At 64.6% G+C, this 16,472-nt stretch carries 17 protein-coding genes; 4 read left to right on the top strand and 13 right to left on the bottom strand.

Annotated features, from left to right (window positions below; genetic code table 11):
* The 4 genes from F3J45_RS22245 to F3J45_RS22230 form a co-directional block, all read right to left on the bottom strand.
* Nucleotides 1-795: an ABC transporter permease gene (locus F3J45_RS22245; RefSeq protein ID WP_167067975.1), complete on the bottom strand. Its 795-nt coding sequence runs from the start codon at nucleotides 793-795 to the stop codon at nucleotides 1-3.
* The gene (locus F3J45_RS22240) at nucleotides 785-1,636 is read right to left on the bottom strand and encodes an ABC transporter permease subunit (protein ID WP_167067972.1); all 852 of its coding nucleotides are present in this window, start codon (nucleotides 1,634-1,636) and stop codon (nucleotides 785-787) included. Before F3J45_RS22240 ends, F3J45_RS22245 begins: the two co-directional genes overlap by 11 nt.
* Entirely contained in the window at nucleotides 1,633-2,439 is an 807-nt protein-coding gene (locus F3J45_RS22235) for an alkaline phosphatase family protein (protein ID WP_167067969.1), read from the bottom strand. The genes F3J45_RS22240 and F3J45_RS22235 overlap by 4 nt, the downstream gene beginning before the upstream one ends.
* 111 nt (nucleotides 2,440-2,550) lie before the next feature.
* Nucleotides 2,551-3,615, bottom strand: coding sequence for an ABC transporter substrate-binding protein (locus F3J45_RS22230; RefSeq protein WP_167067966.1), 1,065 nt, complete (start codon nucleotides 3,613-3,615; stop codon nucleotides 2,551-2,553).
* Nucleotides 3,616-3,932: 317 nt separating this feature from the next.
* Here F3J45_RS22230 and F3J45_RS22225 point away from each other — a divergent pair, with 317 nt between their 5' ends.
* Entirely contained in the window at nucleotides 3,933-4,646 is a 714-nt protein-coding gene (locus F3J45_RS22225) for a UTRA domain-containing protein (protein WP_167067963.1), read from the top strand.
* 162 nt (nucleotides 4,647-4,808) lie between these two features.
* On the opposite strand, the gene F3J45_RS30590 is transcribed toward F3J45_RS22225, so the two are convergent.
* The 7 genes from F3J45_RS30590 to minC form a co-directional block, all read right to left on the bottom strand.
* Nucleotides 4,809-6,962 carry a mechanosensitive ion channel domain-containing protein gene (locus tag F3J45_RS30590; protein WP_167067960.1) on the bottom strand — a complete coding sequence of 718 codons (2,154 nt, stop codon included), beginning with the start codon at nucleotides 6,960-6,962 and terminating at the stop codon, nucleotides 4,809-4,811.
* Between the two features lie 44 nt (nucleotides 6,963-7,006).
* Nucleotides 7,007-7,174 carry a hypothetical protein gene (locus F3J45_RS22215; RefSeq protein ID WP_167067957.1) on the bottom strand — a complete coding sequence of 56 codons (168 nt, stop codon included), beginning with the start codon at nucleotides 7,172-7,174 and terminating at the stop codon, nucleotides 7,007-7,009.
* Nucleotides 7,175-7,333: 159 nt separating this feature from the next.
* Nucleotides 7,334-8,623 (bottom strand): M18 family aminopeptidase, encoded by a 1,290-nt coding sequence (locus F3J45_RS22210; protein ID WP_167067954.1) that lies wholly within the window; start codon nucleotides 8,621-8,623, stop codon nucleotides 7,334-7,336.
* Nucleotides 8,624-8,722: 99 nt separating this feature from the next.
* On the bottom strand, nucleotides 8,723-9,358 hold the full coding sequence (locus tag F3J45_RS22205; RefSeq protein WP_167067951.1) for an RluA family pseudouridine synthase: 636 nt from the start codon (nucleotides 9,356-9,358) through the stop codon (nucleotides 8,723-8,725).
* Between the two features lie 158 nt (nucleotides 9,359-9,516).
* A complete protein-coding gene (minE, locus tag F3J45_RS22200; protein ID WP_009682849.1) occupies nucleotides 9,517-9,771 on the bottom strand; it encodes a cell division topological specificity factor MinE in 255 nt (84 codons plus the stop codon).
* Nucleotides 9,772-9,774: 3 nt separating this feature from the next.
* Nucleotides 9,775-10,587 carry a septum site-determining protein MinD gene (minD, locus tag F3J45_RS22195; RefSeq protein WP_054893840.1) on the bottom strand — a complete coding sequence of 271 codons (813 nt, stop codon included), beginning with the start codon at nucleotides 10,585-10,587 and terminating at the stop codon, nucleotides 9,775-9,777.
* A 101-nt stretch (nucleotides 10,588-10,688) separates the two neighbouring features.
* A complete protein-coding gene (minC, locus tag F3J45_RS22190) occupies nucleotides 10,689-11,447 on the bottom strand; it encodes a septum site-determining protein MinC (protein ID WP_167067948.1) in 759 nt (252 codons plus the stop codon).
* A gap of 111 nt (nucleotides 11,448-11,558) precedes the next feature.
* Between minC and F3J45_RS22185 the strand changes: the two genes are divergently transcribed.
* On the top strand, nucleotides 11,559-12,494 hold the full coding sequence (locus F3J45_RS22185) for a lipid A biosynthesis lauroyl acyltransferase (protein WP_167067945.1): 936 nt from the start codon (nucleotides 11,559-11,561) through the stop codon (nucleotides 12,492-12,494).
* A gap of 94 nt (nucleotides 12,495-12,588) precedes the next feature.
* Nucleotides 12,589-13,737, top strand: a complete 1,149-nt coding sequence (locus F3J45_RS22180) for a patatin-like phospholipase family protein (protein WP_167067941.1) — start codon at nucleotides 12,589-12,591, stop codon at nucleotides 13,735-13,737.
* Between the two features lie 65 nt (nucleotides 13,738-13,802).
* On the opposite strand, the gene F3J45_RS22175 is transcribed toward F3J45_RS22180, so the two are convergent.
* On the bottom strand, nucleotides 13,803-14,579 hold the full coding sequence (locus tag F3J45_RS22175; protein ID WP_205300642.1) for a VacJ family lipoprotein: 777 nt from the start codon (nucleotides 14,577-14,579) through the stop codon (nucleotides 13,803-13,805).
* A 43-nt stretch (nucleotides 14,580-14,622) separates the two neighbouring features.
* Complete coding sequence (locus F3J45_RS22170) at nucleotides 14,623-15,876, bottom strand: hypothetical protein (RefSeq protein ID WP_205300640.1); 1,254 nt, start codon at nucleotides 15,874-15,876, stop codon at nucleotides 14,623-14,625.
* A 234-nt stretch (nucleotides 15,877-16,110) separates the two neighbouring features.
* On the opposite strand from F3J45_RS22170, the gene F3J45_RS22165 reads away from it, so the two are divergent.
* Entirely contained in the window at nucleotides 16,111-16,464 is a 354-nt protein-coding gene (locus F3J45_RS22165) for a hypothetical protein (RefSeq protein ID WP_167067932.1), read from the top strand.
* The last annotated feature ends 8 nt before the right edge of the window (nucleotides 16,465-16,472 follow it).

The following is a 16,472-nucleotide window of genomic DNA, read 5'->3' as shown; positions in this document are numbered from 1 at the left end:
TCAGGGGGTGTCCTTGTTCAGGCGGTTGGCGACCCAGGTCAGCACCAGCACGAAGGCGAAATAGGAGATCACCAGGGCGCTGTTGAAGTGGCCGCTGCTGTTGCGCATGTTGTTCAGGTACACCTGCAGGGTTTCGTAGCGGGTGCCCACCAGCAGGTTGGCGAACACGAACTCGCCGAACAGGAACGAGAACGACAGCAGCAACGCCACCATCAGCCCCTTGCGCAGGTTCGGCAACACCACCAGCAGCGCTGCCTGCCAGGTACTGGCGCCCAGCAGCTGGGCGGCGTCCATCAGGTCGCGCAGGTTGATCGCCTGCAGGTTGTTGGTGATCGCCCGGTACATGAACGGCAGGGCGATGGTGAAGTAGCAGCCGATCAGGATCCACGGCGTGCCGACCATGGCCATCGGGCCGCTGCCGTAGAGCTGCAGCAGGCCCACCGACGACACCACCGGCGGCACCGCGAACGGCAGCAGGATCAGGATGTTCATAAGCGCATCGAGCTTGGGGAAGTGGTAGTGCACCACGAACAAGAGTGGCAGGATCAGCACCACCGACAGCACCAGCGCACCCACGCACACCAACAGCGACTGGCCGAACGCCGCCAGGAAGCGCGGCTCGCTCCACAGCGCGATGTACCACTTGAAGGTCAGGCCGCTGGGCAGCAGGCTGGCCGACCAGCTGGTGGCCAGCGAGTAGAGCAGGGTGCCGGCCAGCGGCAGCAGCAGGATCAGGAACAGCAGGTACACCACCAGCCGGTGGTAGAGCCCGGCAGAGGACGTTTCAACGCGCATGGTAGCTCCTCTTGAGCAGCCATTGATGAATCACCGTCACCAGCGTCATCAGGCCCACCAGCACCATCGCCAGAGCGCTGGCCAGGTTTGGGTCGAGGCTGATGTCACCTGCCACCAGGCCCGCGATGCGGATCGGCAGCACGTTGAAGTTGCCGGTGGTCAGGGCGTACACGGTGGCGTAGGCGCCCAGGGCATTGGCCAGCAGGATGACGAAGGTGCCGAGCAGCGCCGGGGCCAGCACCGGCAGGCCGATGTGCCGCCAGAACTGCCAGTGGCTGGCGCCCAGCAGTGCGGCCGACTCGCGCCAGTCTTCGCGCAGGGCGTCGAAGGCTGGGTACAGCAACAGCACGCCAAGGGGGATCTGGAAGTAGGTGTACACCAGGATCAGGCCGCTCTTGGAATAGATGCTGAAGTCTTCGAGCAGGCCCACCTCCTTGAGCAGCAGGGTCAAGGCGCCGTTGAAGCCGAGCAGGATGATGAAGGCGAAGGCCAGCGGCACCCCGGCAAAGTTACTGGTCATGTTGGCGAAGGCGCTGACGAAGTCGCGCAGTTTCGAGTCCACCTGGCGCAGCGAATAGGCGCCCAGGGTGGCGATGACGATGCCGAACAGGCTCGACCAGAAGCTGATTTCCAAGCTGCGTTGCAGCGCCTGCAAGTAGAACTTCGAGGCGAACACCTTGCTGAAGTTGTCCAGGCCCCAGGCACCGCCTGACTGCAGGCTGTTGACCGCCACCCAGGCCAGCGGGGCGATCTGGAAGATCACGAAGAACACGGCGAACGGCAGCAGGCACAGCAGGGCCAGGTAGCGGCCGCGCGGGCGGTTGCTGTTGGGAGGCGTCACTTGAGCAGCTCCCGGCAGAACGACTTGTCGTGGGCCGCGCCCAGCAGCTCGCAGATGGTGCCGCACAGCTCGGTTTGCAGCGGCTTGGCGGCCGGGTCCAGGCTGAATGCGTCGCCGAACACGAACAACGGCACCTCGCGTTCCTCGGCCAGCAGGCCATTGTGCGAACGGTCGTTGTTCATGCCGTGGTCGGCGGTTACCAGCACCTGGTAACCCTCTTCGAGCCAGCGCGGCAGGTAGTCGGCCAGCAAGATATCGACACTGCGCGCGGCGTTGCGGTACTGGCTGCTGTCCAGGCCGTGGCGGTGGCCGATGTCGTCGATGCTCATCGGGTGTACCAGCAGGAAGTTCGGTGCGTGGCGGCGGCGCAGGTATTCGCCGTCGGCCAGCAGGTGCGAGTCGGGGTAGCGGTCGTCCCAGTAGAACAGGCCGTGCTGAATCGGCAGCTTCGGCGCGTGGGTATGGCGGTCGCGCTGGGGGTCGAAGGGCGAGCGGTTGTACAGCTCGCTCATCCAGTGGTAGGCCGCCGCCGCAGTGCCCAGGTTGGCCTCGCGGGCGTAGTGGAACACGCTGCGCTGGTTGGACAGGCGGTTGACGTTGTTGTGCACGATGCCGCTGTCGATGGGCGGCACCCCGGTGAGGATGCACTCGTACAGTGGGCGCGACAGCGACGGCAATTCGCACTCCACGCGGTACAGTGCGGCGCGGTCGGCCTCGACGTAGGCGTGCAGGTGGCCCATGGCGTGGTGGGCGACCTGGTAGTTGAGGCCGTCGAGCAGGACCAGGATGACGTTGTGATGCATGGTGGCTCCAGTCTTGAACCGCGTTGGCTCTTTCGCGGGGCAAGCCCGCTCCTACAGCGCGCAACCTGTAGGAGCGGGCTTGCCCCGCGAACGAGGGCGTAGCCCTCGCTATCATTCCATCTCGATGATTACCTGCTCCTGCCACTTCTGCGGCAGGGCCTTGGAAGTGGCCTCCCAGGCGGCAGCATCCTTGATCGGCTGCGCCGCCTTGTACTGCGCGTTGGGCAGCAGCTTGGCCTGCACGTCCTCCGGCAGCTTCAGGTGCTCGGCACGAATCGGCCGCGCATGCCCCTTGGCCAGGTTGATCTGCCCGGCATCGCTGAAGATATATTCACGGGTCAGCTTGGCCGCGTTCGGGTGCTTGGCGTACTTGTTGATCACCGTGGTATAGCCGGAAATCACCGAACCGTCGGACGGAATCAGCACTTCGAAGCGTTTCGGGTCGATCTGCTCGCGGTAGCTCAGGCCGTTGAAGTCCCACACCACGCCCACTTCCACTTCACCCTTTTCCAGGGTCTGGATGGTTGGGTTGGCCAGCGACAGGCGCTTCTGCTGGGCCAGCTTGGTGAACAGCTGCAGGCCAGGCTCTATGTTGCTCTCGCTGCCCTTGTAGGCGATGGCCGCGGCCAGTACCCCGTTGGCCGCCTGGGCGGCAGTACCGACGTCGCCGATGGCGACCTTGTACTTGCCTTTTTCCAGGTCGTGCCAGCTGCTCGGGCGGTCGCCTTCCTTGACCAGGTCCTTGTTGATGATGAAGGCGATGGTGCCGGTATAGGCCAGTGCCCAATGGCCGTCCTTGTCCTTGGCCCATTCAGGCACTTGGTCCCAGGTGCTGGGCTTGTACGGCTGGGTCACGCCCTTGCTCGCGGCAATCGGGCCAAAGGCTGCGCCCACGTCGCCGATGTCGGCGCTGGCGTTGTCCTTCTCGGCTTCGAACTTGGCGATTTCCTGGGCCGAGCTCATGTCGGTGTCGCTGTGCTTGAGGCCGTATTTGCTGGCCAGGTCGTCCCAGGTGCCTTTCCAGTTGGCCCAGGCATCGGGCATGCCCACGCTGTTGACGTTGCCTTCCTTGCGGGCGGCGTCTTCCAGGGCCTTGAGGTCGGGGCCGGCGGCCATGGCCGAGGTGCACAGGGTGATGGCCGAGCCGAGCAGTGACGCCATGAACAACTTTTTCATCCGAAGCTCCTTGAATGGGATGCCTTTAGCGATCGTTGTTATAGGTGAAGCCGGTGAGGGGTGACCGTGGTCTAGGTCAGCAAAGCTTGAGCCAAGGTAGGCCGCTTGCGTGACAGTTTGATGTTGGGCAAGGCCACGGCTGGCCCTGAAACTACAGCGTAGACCACCTGCTTGCCCCGGCTTTGCTGGCTTGGCGCGTTTCTGGCAAGGCCTGCCCAGGCCTTTGTCACAGGATGTTCATCAGCCCTGCCTAGGCTTGCACTATTCTCCACAGGCCCCGTTTTGGGGCTGGACTAGTCCAGATAGGTAACCTTTTGATGCAGTCGACGCCCCCGCGTGCGGTAACAGCCATCTGCCATGCCCTGCAGGAGCAGATCGAGCACGGCCTGCTGGCGCCGGGTGGCAAGTTGCCCGCCGAACGCAAGCTTAGCGAGGTATTCGATACCACGCGCATCACCCTGCGCGAGGCGCTGGTGCAGCTGGAGGCCCAGGGGTTGATCTACCGCGAGGAGCGGCGCGGCTGGTTCGTCGCGCCCCAGCGCCTGACCTACGACCTGATCGAGCGCAGCCATTTCCATGCCATGGTGCGCGACCAGGGGCGGGAGGCGAGCACCGAATTGCTGTCGGCCCGCCTGCAACCGGCCCCGGCGGCGATCTGCGCGCGCCTGCAGCTGCCGGGGTTGTCCAGCGTGGTGCGGATCTGCCGGCTGCGGCGCATCGATGGGCGGGCGGTGCTGTACGCCGAGCATTACCTGAACCCTGCGTTCTTTCCCGATATCCTGGAGCAGGACTTGGCGCGATCGCTGACCGAGATCTATGGGCGGGTGTATGGCATCGCCTATGGGCAGGTGTGCTTCGAGATCCTGCCGACCGCCTTGCCGGTGGAGGCGGCAGCGGCGCTCAAGGTATCGGTGGGCAGCGCGGGGCTGCATATCACCCGGGTCAATTGCGACCAGCATGGGCACTTGATCGACTGTGATCTTGAGTATTGGCGGCACGATGCCATTCGTATCCGTGCCCAGGCCGGCTGAGCGATTGGCTTGGTAGGAGCGAGCGCAGCTCGCGATGGGGCGCGCAGCGGCCCCTGGTTTTCAGCTTCGCGGCACAGGATGCTGGGGCTGCTTTGCAGCCCATCGCGAGCTGCGCTCGCTCCTACCAGGCCTACCGTCAGTGGGGGAAAATGCGAGAGGGCCCTAGCTGGAAGACCCCGTATCCGCCATGCCACCACCACCGGCGGTCACCACCTGCACCGACAACCGCGGCGTGGCCAAATCCAGCCCGGCCTCGTCCAGCTGCCGCTTCAGCGCCAGGTTGAATGCCCGCGACACTTCCCACTGCTTGATCGGCGCCGTCTTGAACCGCGCACGCAGAATCGCCGACCCCGACTCGAAGCTCTCCACCCCCTGCAGCTCCAGCGGCGACCAGATGTTGCGCCGCATCAACGGGTCGTTGCGCAGCTTCTGCCCCACCTCGCGCACCAGCGTGATGGCCTGGTCGATGTTCATGCTGTGGGGGATGGCCACGCGGAAGATCGCATAGCCGAACTCGCGCGAGTAGTTCTTGATGCTCTTGATTTCGCTGAACGGAATGGTGTGCACGATGCCGTCGATGTCGCGCAGGCGCACGGTGCGAATGGTCAGGCCCTCGACCGTGCCCAGGTGGCCGCCTACGTCGACATAGTCGTCGATGGCCAGCGAGTCCTCGATGATGATGAACAGCCCGGTGATCAGGTCGGCTACCAGCGACTGCGCGCCAAAGCCGATGGCCAGGCCGATCACACCGGCACCGGCCAGCAGTGGGGTGACGTTCATGCCCATGTTGGCCAGGGCGACGATCACCGCAATGATGAAGATCACCACGAACATCACGTTGCGGATCAGCGGCATCATGGTTTGCGCACGGGCGTTGGCCAGGCCCCGGCGCGAACGCACCAAGGCATGGTGCACGGCGGTGTCGGCCAGGATCCACACCAGCCAGGCGACGATCAGCGTGCCGGCCAGGCCCAGCAGGCGCAGGCTCACTTCATGGCCATCGCCCTCGGCAAAGCCGATCATCGACAGCCCCCACACGCGCAGGCCCAGCTCGATGAACACCAGCCAGATGAACAGGTGCACCAGCAGGTAGCCGAAATTGCGCAGGCGCTCGGCATACACCGCCTGGCGCTTGCCGGCGCGCTTGGGGTTGGCGGCGTGGCGACGTACCAGGCCGTTGAGCACCATGCACACCACCACCAGCACGGTGCACATCAGCGATTGGCGCAGGGCGGTGCTGGTGTCGCCGGCGGAGACGAAGGTGGCGAACAGCGACACCGCCACCAGGATCAGCGCCGGGATGAACCAGAAGCTGCCAAGAATCTCGATGGTGTCGCTCAGCGTGCGCCGGGTCAGGCGCCGCGACAGCGGCTGGTTGCGGATCAGGTGGGCGATGGGCCGGCGGAAGCGCAGGATGAACAAGCCCGAGGACAGCGCCGCGATCACGTTGGCCAGGGTCGCCAGGGCATGGGCCAGGTGCGTGCCCAGGGCCACCAGCATGCGCGGGTCGCTCATCGCCTCGCCGAAGGCGGCGAAACTGCCGATCAACCACAGCGGGCGAAACGCCTGGTGGCGCAGGATGTGCAGGGCGCGGTGGCGGTGCGGGCCGTCGAGCAGCGAGAAGGCGATCACGCAGATGGCCGAGAAGCAGGTGCCCACCACCAGGGCATAGGCCAGCACCATGGCCAGCGACTTGCCCAGCGAGGGCGGCAGGGCGAAGCTCAGGTACACGGTGAAGATCAGCGCCACCAGCCACGGGCCCAGCTTGCGCAGGGCGAAGCGCAACAGGTCCCAGGTGCGTGGGTGCTGGGGCAGTTCCTCGGTGAGGCCGAAGCGCACCCGCACGCGGTGGCCCACCCAGTTGAAGGCATAGGCCAGCAGGCTCCACACCGCGATCACTGCCGCGAAACCGAACAGAATGGCCGGCCATTGGTGCACCGGCACGATCAACTCGGCCAGCTCCGCCTGGGCCTGGTCAATTTCCTGTGACCAGCGGTAGAACGGGCTGGCATCGCCGCTGAACTGCTTTTCGAAGTCATGCAGGGCGCCGCCGATCAGGCCGAGCACGCCTTGCTCGACGCTGGGTTGCGATTGCTTGGTGGCGTCGCGCAGTTTCTTCAGGTCGGCCAGCAGCCTGGCGCGTTGCTGGTCGTTCTCAAGGTTCTTGATCACCTCGTCCAGCGATTTGCCCAGGGGCTCGCTGGCTTCGGGTTGGGCGGGCGTGGTCGAACCCAGCAGGCCAGGCAGGCCCGCGGCCTGGACGGGGGCGATGAACAGCAACAGCAGCAGGGCAAGGCAACGCAGAAGGGCAGGCACCGGAAAATCTACCTCAGGTCAAACGATTGACCGAGTGTAGAGGTTTATGTCGGCAGTTTCTCCAGGATCTTCCAGCAGGTAAGGCCAAAGATGCCCAGGGTGCCGACCCACATCATCAGCACGCCGATGTTGCGCTCGCGCAGGCTGAAGCCGATGGTCAGCAGCATCAGGAAGCCGAACACCGGAATGAAGAGTGACAGGAACGGGGACATGGGCAGCGGTCCTTCTGCTTTTTGGGGGCCATGTAACAAGCATAGCGGGTTGGGCAGAAGGGGGTATTGATCCTGGGCATGGGGTTGGCAGGGCCGGCCCTTTCGCGGGGCAAGCCCGCTCCTACACCCGCGAAAGGGCCAGGCCTGCCTACACCGACCTCAAGGCAACTCGCGGCTGCGGTAGAACGCGGTCAAAACCTTCACCAGGTGCGCCAGGTCATGGCTGCCACACAGCTCGCGAATCGAGTGCATGGCAAAGGTTGGCAAGCCGATGTCCACGGTGCGCACCCCCAGGTGGCTGGCGGTGATCGGGCCGATGGTCGAGCCGCAGCCCATGTCGCTGCGCACCACGAAGCTCTGCACCGGCACTTCCTCGGCCATGCACAGGTGGCGGAAGAACCCGGCGGTTTCGCTGTTGGTGGCGTAGCGCTGGTTGTTGTTGACCTTGATCACGGGCCCGGCATTGAGCTTGGGCCCGTGGTTGCCGTCGTGCTTGTCGGCGTAGTTGGGGTGTACGCCGTGGGCGTTGTCGGCCGACACCATCAGCGAGCGCTGGATGGTGCGCACATAGGCATCGCCGTCCGGCAGCAGGCGCTGCAGGGTCTGTTCGAGCATCGGGCCGTCGGCGCCACAGGCCGAGCAGCTGCCGACCTCTTCGTGGTCGTTGCACACCAGCACACAGGTTTCGTCGCTGTCGGCTGCCAGCAGCGCCTGCAGGCCGGCGTAGCACGACAGCAGGTTGTCCAGGCGGGCGCCGGCGATGAAGTCGCTGTGCAGGCCGATCAATGCGGCGTCCTGGGTGTCGTAGAAGCTCAGTTCGTAATCCAGGACCACGTCGGCATTGAGCTGGTGCTCGCGGGCCAGTTGCTCGGTGAGCACGGCGCGAAAATCGATGCGCTCGTCGCCGGCCACCTGGGCCAGAATCGGCGGCAGCTCGTTCTGCGGGTTGATCTGCCAGCCTTCGTTGGCGGTGCGGTTGAGGTGAATCGCCAGGTTGGGAATGATCGCGATCGGCAGCTTGAAGTCGATCAGCTGGCTTTCCACCTTGCCATCACGGCGGAAGGTGACCCGGCCCGCCAGCGACAGGTCGCGGTCGAACCACGGCGCCAGCAGGGCACCGCCGTACACTTCCACGCCCAGTTGCAGGAAGCCCTGGCGCTGCAGCTCGGGCTGCGGCTTGACCCGCAGGCACGGGCTGTCGGTGTGGGCGCCGACCATGCGGATGCCGTTCTGCAGCGGTGGCTGCTTGCCCAGCTTGATGGCGATGATCGAGGAGTCGTTGCGGGTGACGTAGTAGCGCCCGCCGGGCACCGTGGCCCAGCTGTCGCGCTCGTCCAGGCGCTGGTAGCCGGCGGCCTCCAGGCGTTGGGCAAGGCTAGCGGTGGCGTGGAAGGGCGTCGGGGAGGCCTTGAGGAATTCGATCAGGCCGGTATTCAGTACTTCGCGCATAACTCGCTCCAGACAGCAGTGGCGCGAGTTTAGCGTATAAAGTCGAACATTTGTGTCGCAGCTCACCGCCCCCGCAGGCGCGGGCCATGCTCGCTCCAATCAGAACGGTGCAGGGCACTCGAACTTCAACCGCTCCCCGGAAACCGGGTGGGTAAAGCTCAGCATCGAGGCATGCAGGCACAGCCGTTCATGGGCCGCCAATGCCTCGGGGTTGGCATACAACCGATCACCCAGCAACGGGTGGCCAATCGACAGCATATGCACGCGCAGCTGGTGCGAGCGCCCGGTAATCGGCGTCAGCTCCACCCGGCAGTAGTCCCCGCAACGCTCGACGATGCGCCAGAAGGTCAGGGCATGCTTGCCTTGCTCGTGGTCCACCACGTGGCGCGGCTTGGTCGGCGGGTCGTAGCGCAGGGGCAGGTCGATGCTGCCGCTGTCCAGTGCCGGTTGGCCCCAGCACAGCGCGGTGTAGGCCTTTTCGGTTTCACGGTCGTGGAACTGGCGCGACAGCTCGCGGTGGCTGTCGGCATCGCGGGCCAGCAGGATGATGCCGGAGGTTTCCCAATCCAGGCGGTGCACGGTCAGCGCGTCCGGGTAGCCGTTTTCCTGCAGGCGGGTGATCAGGCAGTCCTTGTTGTCCTCGGCGCGGCCGGGCACCGACAACAGCAGGGTCGGCTTGTTGATCACCAGGATGGCGGCGTCTTCGTGGAGGATCTGGATGTTCGACAGCGGCATTGCTTGGTCTCGGTCAAATCGGGGAAAACCATTGGGGCCGCCTTGCGGCCCTTCGCGGGTCAAGCCCGCTCCTACAGGATCCTCACCGGGCCTGTAGGAGCGGGCTTGACCCGCGAAGGGCTGCAAGGCAGCCCCAATGATCGAGCCAGGTCGCTGGATCAGCGATCAGGCAAGGTGATGTTCAATTCCAGAATCGAGCAGCTGCCTTGGTTTTCCAGCTCGATATGCACGTCATCGTTGCCGATGTTCACATACTTGCGGATCACTTCCAGCAGTTCTTTCTGCAGTTCCGGCAAGTAGTCCGGTTCGCTGCGCTGGCCGCGCTCGTGCGCCACGATGATCTGTAGACGCTCTTTCGCTACCGACGCACTGGTCTGTTTCTGCCTGCCACGAAAGAAGTCAAAAAGGTTCATGGTTTACTTGCCTCCAAACAGGCGCGCGAAGAATCCTTGCTTCGGCACTTCGATGAAACGCAGGGGTTTCTCTTTGCCCAGGAGGCGGTCGACCGTGTCGCTGTACGCCTGGCCGGCATCGCTCTGGTCGTCGAGGATCACCGGGATACCCTGGTTGGACGCCTTGAGCACGGCCTGGGACTCGGGGATCACGCCCTTGAGCTTGATTGCCAGGATTTCTTCGACGTCGGCAATGCTCAGCATTTCGCCCTTTTCCACGCGCTCGGGGTGGTAGCGGGTGATCAGCAGGTGTTCCTTGATCGGCTCCTCGCCGTTTTCCGAGCGGCGCGACTTGCTCGACAGGATGCCCAGCATGCGGTCCGAGTCACGTACCGACGACACTTCCGGGTTGGTCACCACGATGGCTTCGTCGGCGAAGTACATCGCCAGGTGCGCGCCCTTCTCGATACCGGCCGGGGAGTCGCAGATCACGTAGTCGAACTGCTCCTTGAGCTCCATCAGCACCTTTTCCACGCCTTCCTGGGTCAGCGCGTCCTTGTCGCGGGTCTGGCTGGCGGCCAGCACGAACAGGTTTTCCAGGCGCTTGTCCTTGATCAGGGCTTGCTGCAGGTTGGCTTCGCCGTTGACCACGTTGACGAAGTCGTACACCACGCGGCGCTCGCAGCCCATGATCAGGTCGAGGTTACGCAGGCCCACGTCGAAGTCGACGATGACAGTCTTGTGGCCGCGCAGCGCGAGGCCGGTGCCGATGGCGGCGCTGGTGGTGGTCTTGCCCACACCCCCCTTGCCGGAAGTAACGACGAGAATCTTGGCCAAGGTGTTTCACCCCTAAATAAGATGGGACAGGTGTCCCTGCAATAAGCAAAAAAAACGGCAACAGGTAAAAAAGTTGCTCTAAAAATGACGGCAAGTATCCGTTAAAGACGGGTGATGTTCAACACGTCACCGGACAGGCTGACTTGCACGCCCGCGCCCCACAGCGGGTCGCGGCGCAGGTCTTCGCATACCTTGTACTGGCCGGCGATGGAGACCATTTCGGCGGTCATCTGCTGGCAGAAGATACGCGCCCGGGTATTGCCCTTGATGCCCGCCAGCGCGCGGCCGCGCATGGCGCCGTACACATGGATGTTGCCATCGGCGAGAAGTTCCGCACCCGGGCTGACGGAGCCGGTGACCACCAGGTCGCCCCCTTGGGCGTAGATCTGCTGGCCGCCACGCACGGGCGAGGTAATGATGCGCGTTGGCCGCACCTCTGGCTCGGCGGCAGGCGCTGGGGCAGGGGTGGGCTCGGGTTTTTTCGCTTCAGGCTCTGGCTCCAGCGGCCGCTCGCGGGCGCCGGACGGCGGCAGCACCGGCAGGTCGATGGCGATCGCCGCGGCGATGTCCTCGATGCGGCTGGCACGAATCGCCAGGGTACGCAGGCCATGGTGGCGGCAGATACGCATCAGCCCGGGCAGGTCGATCGCCCCTTCGTCGGCCGGCAGCTTGTCCAGCGCCAGCACCAGCGGCGTATTGCTGAAGAAATTGGGGGCCTGGGCCACTTTCGCCGCCAGCTGGCGGTCGAGGGCTTCCAGGTCGTTACGCCCCAGTTCCAGCACGGTGATGGCGAGCATGCTGCCCTTGAGCTGGAACACGGAGGCGGTGTCGGGAGTGTGGTTTGGGCTCATGGTCTGCATAGACGGCTTGTTGCGAAAAAAGTGCCCTGACTTATAACGATAAGACCGGTTGGCCGCAACCGGCGACGAACCGATGTAGAATGCGCGGTCTTTGTCTTGCCGGAAGCTTCAATGGAACGCCCGCGTTTTCGACCCTATTTCCTTCACCCGCGATTCTGGGGCCTGTGGCTGGGCCTGGGCCTGCTGTGGCTGGTGGTACAGCTGCCCTACCGCGCCTTGCTGTGGCTCGGCAGCGCCCTGGGCGCGCTGATGTACCGGGTGGCTGGCGAGCGTCGGCGCATTGCCGCGCGCAACCTGGAGCTGTGTTTCCCGGAGCTGTCCGACGACGAACGGCGCCGTTTGCTCAAGGCCAACTTCGCCTCCACCGGCATCGCCTTCTTCGAAATGGCCATGAGCTGGTGGTGGCCAAAGGCCCGCCTGGCGCGCCTGGCGCACATCGAAGGCCTGGAGCACCTGCAGGCGGCGCAGCAGGCCGGGCAGGGCGCCATCTTGATGGCGGTGCACTTCACCACCCTGGAAATTGGCGCCGCCTTGCTGGGCCAGGCGCACACCATCGATGGCATGTACCGCGAGCACGGCAACCCGCTGTTCGACTTCATCCAGCGCAGTGGCCGCGAGCGGCACAACCTCGATTCGCTGGCGGTGGAGCGTGATGATGTGCGCGGCATGCTCAAGCTGCTGCGTTCGGGCCGGGCGATCTGGTACGCACCCGACCAGGATTACGGCGCCAAGCAGAGTATCTTCGTGCCGCTGTTCGGCATTCCGGCGGCAACGGTCACGGCCACCACCAAGTTTGCCCGCCTGGGCAAGGCGCAGGTGATTCCGTTCACCCAGAAGCGCCTTGAAGATGGCAGCGGCTATCGTCTGGTGATTCACCCGCCGCTCCAGGGCTTCCCGGGTGAGAGCGAAGAGGCCGATTGCCTGCGCATCAACCAGTGGGTCGAAGGGGTGTTGCGCGAGTGCCCGGAGCAGTACCTGTGGGCGCACCGGCGCTTCAAGTCGCGGCCGGAGGGTGCGCCGCGGTTGTATGACAAGAAAAAACGCTGATTGTTGTAGTGCCTGTACCGGCCCCTTCGCATGGAGCGGGCTTGCCCCGCGAAAGGGCCCGGCCTGAAAACACCACAACCCCAGGAAGGACGCCATGGCCCCACCCCCGGTAACCGGTCTTATCCTTTCTGGCGGCGGCGCCCGCGCCGCCTATCAGGTGGGCGTTCTGGCCGGCATCGCCGAACTGCTCCCGGCCGCTTCCGCCAACCCCTTCCCGGTCATCGTCGGCACCTCGGCCGGCGCCATCAACGCCGTCACCCTGGCCAGCGGTGCCACCCGCTTCAACGACGCCGTGCAGCGCCTCACCACCTTCTGGCAGAACTTTCGCAGCCACCTGGTGATTCGCAGCGACTGGCCCGGGGTGATGCGCCAGGCCAGCCGATTCGTCAGCCACAGCCTGCTGGGCCTGGGCGGCCAGGTGCCGGTGGCCCTGCTCGACAGCAGCCCGCTGCGCGGCCTGTTGGAAGCGCACCTGAACCTCGACGGCATCGGCCAGGCCATCGCCGCCGAACAGCTGCGCGCGGTGGCGGTCACCGCCTTTGGCTACGAAACCGGCCAGGCGGTGACCTTCTACCAGGGCCGCGGCACCATCGACGCCTGGCTGCGCCACCGGCGCATCGGCGTGCCCACGCCGTTGACCATCGACCACCTGCTGGCCAGCGCGGCGATCCCGCTGCTGTTCGCACCGGTGCGCCTGGGCGATGAATTCTATGGTGACGGCGCGGTGCGCCAGTCGGCGCCGATCAGCCCGGCGCTGCACCTGGGCGCCAGTCGCGTGCTGGTGGTGGGGGTGAGCGGCAACCCGCAGCGCCCGGCACCGCCGCTGCCCACCCAGCGGGTGTTCAGCGGCCAGCAGCCGAGCCTGGCGCAGATTGGCGCGCACATGCTCAACAGCACCTTCATCGACAGCCTGGAAGACGATATCGAACTGTTGCAGCGGCTCAACCACCTCAGCCGTTTGCTGCCGGGGCACCTGGACGCGCGGCGCCTGGGGCTGGCGCCGGTGGATGTGCTGGTGGTGGCGCCGAGCCAGCCGCTGGATGAAATTGCGGCGCGGCACCGGCGTGAGTTGCCGGCGGCGTTGCGCTTGTTCCTGCGCGGGCCGGGGGCGACCCGCACCAGTGGCGCGGGGGTGTTGAGCTACCTGTTGTTCGAGGCCAGCTATTGCAGCGAGCTGATCGAGCTGGGGCGGCGTGATGCCTTGGCCAAGAAGCGCGAGTTGTGCCAGTTCCTGGGGATTTGAGGTTTCCTGTGCCGGCCTCTTCGCGGGGCAAGCCCGCTCCTACAACGCGAAAGGGCCGGCCCTGCTTACTCTGCTATCTGCAACTTGCGCGCCTGGGTATACACGTACCGCACCTTCTCGTACTCGAACGGTGAGTTCAGCTCGCCATAGCGGAATTTGGTGGTATAGCGTTTGTCCACCACGCGCAGGGCGAAGATTTCCGGGTGGTCGGTGCTGGTTTGTGCCACGTCCAGGTAGTTGATCGCCTGTTCCCCGGCATAGTCCACCACCAACCCGGTGGTGTCGCGCAGGTTCGAAGGGCCCAGCACCGGCAGCATCAGGTAAGGCCCCTCGGGCACCCCGTAGAAGCCCAGGGTCTGGCCGAAGTCCTCGCTCTGGCGTGGCAGGCCCATCTTGGTCGCGGGGTCCCACAGCCCGCCCACGCCGATGATGGTGTTGAACATCAGGCGTGCGGTGATTTCCGCCGAACGCTTGGCCTTGAGCTGCAGCACACTGTTGAACAGGTTCGGCACATCGCCCAGGTTGTTGAAGAAGTTGCTTACTCCGGTGCGCACGAAGCGTGGCGTCACGTACTGGTAGCCGCTCACCAGCGGCAGCAGCACCCATTGGTCGAGCCGGTAGTTGAAGTGGTAGATACGCCGGTTCATCGACTCCAGCGGGTCGTACACGTTCAGCGCTTCCAGGGTCGAGCGTTCGAACTCGCGCTGGTCCAGCCCCGGGTTGAATTTCAGTTCACGCAGTGGGTCGAGGAAACCGTCGCTTTCCGGGGCCAGGGTTGCAGAGCCGGCCACCTGTGGGTCGGCTTCGACCACGCTGGCCCGTGGCGCGGTTTCAGCGGCCATGGCATGGCCGGCCAGCAGCAGGGCCGCGGCGAAGAGGCATTTGTTAACCACGGAAGAACTCCAGCATGGCGTCGCTGTTGACGCGGTAATTGAGGTTGCCGCAATGGCCGCCATGGGGGTAGAGGGTCAGGCGATCGCCAAACACCTTGCGCAGGAACCCGATGTCGCCGGGGCCGAGGATCACGTCGTCGGCGTTGTGCATCACGGCGATCTTGTCGCTGCCGTGCAGGTAGTCGGCCAGGGCGTACAGGCTTACCTGGTTGACCAGTTGCAGGATGCTGTTGCCGTCGGTGCGGGCCCGCCACATCGGAATCACCTGCTCGGTCATGTAGCAGTCGAAGTCGCACTGCAGGGCGCGCTTGAAGAACGGCGTGAGGCTGCTGCCCTCGGTGATCGGGAACTTCGGCGGAATGATCAGGCCGCGGCGGTTGATCAGGTCGGAGGTAAAGGCGATGTCGGCCGCCGAGAAACGGAACGAGGTGCCGATCAGCATGGCCATCTGTTCGTTGGACAGGTGCTGCTTGGACTGCTGGAAGTCATACAGCAGGGCGTCGTTGAGGTCGATGTAGCCCTTGTCCTGGAAGTAGCGGGTGAGCTTCTGCAGCATCAGTTCGTAGAAGGTGGTGCTGCGGTCGATGCCCTTGACCTGGGTTTGCACCAACTTGTCGAGGTTGTTGATCGAGGTGTACAGGTTCACCGGCGGGTTCAGCAGCAGCACGCGCTTGAAGTTGAAGCTGCGGCGGGTTTCGTCCAGGTGGCTGACGAAGGCTGCATCCAGCGCGCCAAGGCTGTAGCCGGTGAGGTAATACTCACTGACCGGCAGGCGCGGGTGCTGGGCTCGCACGGCCTGCATCACCCGGTACATGTCCTCGGCGTCGTCCTGGCTGATGCCGGGGGTAGCGAAGCGCGAAGCGGCGCTCATGAAGTCGTAGCTGGTGGGCGAGGACAACTGCACCACATGGAAGCCGGCCTGGTAGAACAGCTTCTTCAGGTATTCGTTGATGCTGCTGGAATAGGGCGCACCGGTGCCGGCAATGATGAAGATCAGCGGCGCCGCGTGGTCCTGGCGGGCCAGGCGGTACTTGAGCTTCTTCACCGCCCAGAAATTGTCGGGCAGGGTGAAGGCCCGCTCCGGGCGCAGGTTCAGGCTGTAGTCGGACTGGTTGATGTCATCGTCGCTGGGCAGGGTCGGGCGCTGGTCCGGCGGCGTGGTGGCAATGGTGGCCTCGAACGGGTTGGTCAAGGGGTAGCCATAGCTTGCGGCGTCGATATCCCGCGCCGAAGCGGCGGCAGCCATGAGCAGGCCGCCAAGAAGGGCGACTAGGCGCCAGGATCGAAGCATGTATTCCCCCAGAAGGATCAAGGTCGTGCGGTACGCAGGCTAGGACCATCGTTCTACCGGCAAAGTTGCCCGGTGCAGTGGCCTTTGGTGTGCTTGTTATCTGCAACATAGCTGCAGGGTTGTGATTTTGCCTTAGAACAGGGCTTGGGCGATCATGGATGATTTCGATTACCGCTATTGGAGAACGGGATGTCTCGATCGCTGCCAGCCGCTCTGTTGCTGATGTTTCTGGCGTTGTGGCTCGCGGCCAGTTATGGCGTGCGCTATGGGCTGATGGAGGATGGCCAGTGGGTTGGCCTGTGCATGGTGCCAGCCGACCACTGGCAGTGCCAGGCGCGGGCGTGGCTGGGGCTGGGGATTCATTGGCAGGTGCTGCCCTGGGCCGGGCTTGGGCTTTCGCTGCTGGCGCAACTCGTGGCTGGCCGGGCAGGGTGGTGGTTGGCGGTTCTGGGGCTGCTGTTCGGCATTCCCGCCCTGGTGCTGTATACCGCCAGCATCGCGGTGTTTGCGGTGGTATTGGCGGGCTTGCGTTTGGTCCGGTGACCCGCGCA

This window comes from Pantoea sp. Ap-967 (genome assembly GCF_011752565.1).
GTDB lineage: Bacteria > Pseudomonadota > Gammaproteobacteria > Pseudomonadales > Pseudomonadaceae > Aquipseudomonas.
This window is presented reverse-complemented; position numbering and strand designations above follow the sequence as displayed.

Bases quoted from the DNA above. Each gene is read 5' to 3' on its own strand.
- F3J45_RS22245 (WP_167067975.1), bottom strand. From the start codon at position 795: ATGCGCGTTGAAACGTCCTCTGCCGGGCTCTACCACCGGCTGGTGGTG.
- F3J45_RS22235 (WP_167067969.1), bottom strand. From the start codon at position 2,439: ATGCATCACAACGTCATCCTGGTCCTGCTCGACGGCCTCAACTACCAG.
- F3J45_RS22230 (WP_167067966.1), bottom strand. From the start codon at position 3,615: ATGAAAAAGTTGTTCATGGCGTCACTGCTCGGCTCGGCCATCACCCTG.
- F3J45_RS22225 (WP_167067963.1), top strand. From the start codon at position 3,933: ATGCAGTCGACGCCCCCGCGTGCGGTAACAGCCATCTGCCATGCCCTG.
- F3J45_RS22215 (WP_167067957.1), bottom strand. From the start codon at position 7,174: ATGTCCCCGTTCCTGTCACTCTTCATTCCGGTGTTCGGCTTCCTGATG.
- F3J45_RS22210 (WP_167067954.1), bottom strand. From the start codon at position 8,623: ATGCGCGAAGTACTGAATACCGGCCTGATCGAATTCCTCAAGGCCTCC.
- F3J45_RS22205 (WP_167067951.1), bottom strand. From the start codon at position 9,358: ATGCCGCTGTCGAACATCCAGATCCTCCACGAAGACGCCGCCATCCTG.
- minE (WP_009682849.1), bottom strand. From the start codon at position 9,771: ATGAACCTTTTTGACTTCTTTCGTGGCAGGCAGAAACAGACCAGTGCG.
- minC (WP_167067948.1), bottom strand. From the start codon at position 11,447: ATGCAGACCATGAGCCCAAACCACACTCCCGACACCGCCTCCGTGTTC.
- F3J45_RS22185 (WP_167067945.1), top strand. From the start codon at position 11,559: ATGGAACGCCCGCGTTTTCGACCCTATTTCCTTCACCCGCGATTCTGG.
- F3J45_RS22180 (WP_167067941.1), top strand. From the start codon at position 12,589: ATGGCCCCACCCCCGGTAACCGGTCTTATCCTTTCTGGCGGCGGCGCC.
- F3J45_RS22175 (WP_205300642.1), bottom strand. From the start codon at position 14,579: ATGGCCGCTGAAACCGCGCCACGGGCCAGCGTGGTCGAAGCCGACCCA.
- F3J45_RS22170 (WP_205300640.1), bottom strand. From the start codon at position 15,876: ATGGCTGCCGCCGCTTCGGCGCGGGATATCGACGCCGCAAGCTATGGC.
- F3J45_RS22165 (WP_167067932.1), top strand. From the start codon at position 16,111: ATGTCTCGATCGCTGCCAGCCGCTCTGTTGCTGATGTTTCTGGCGTTG.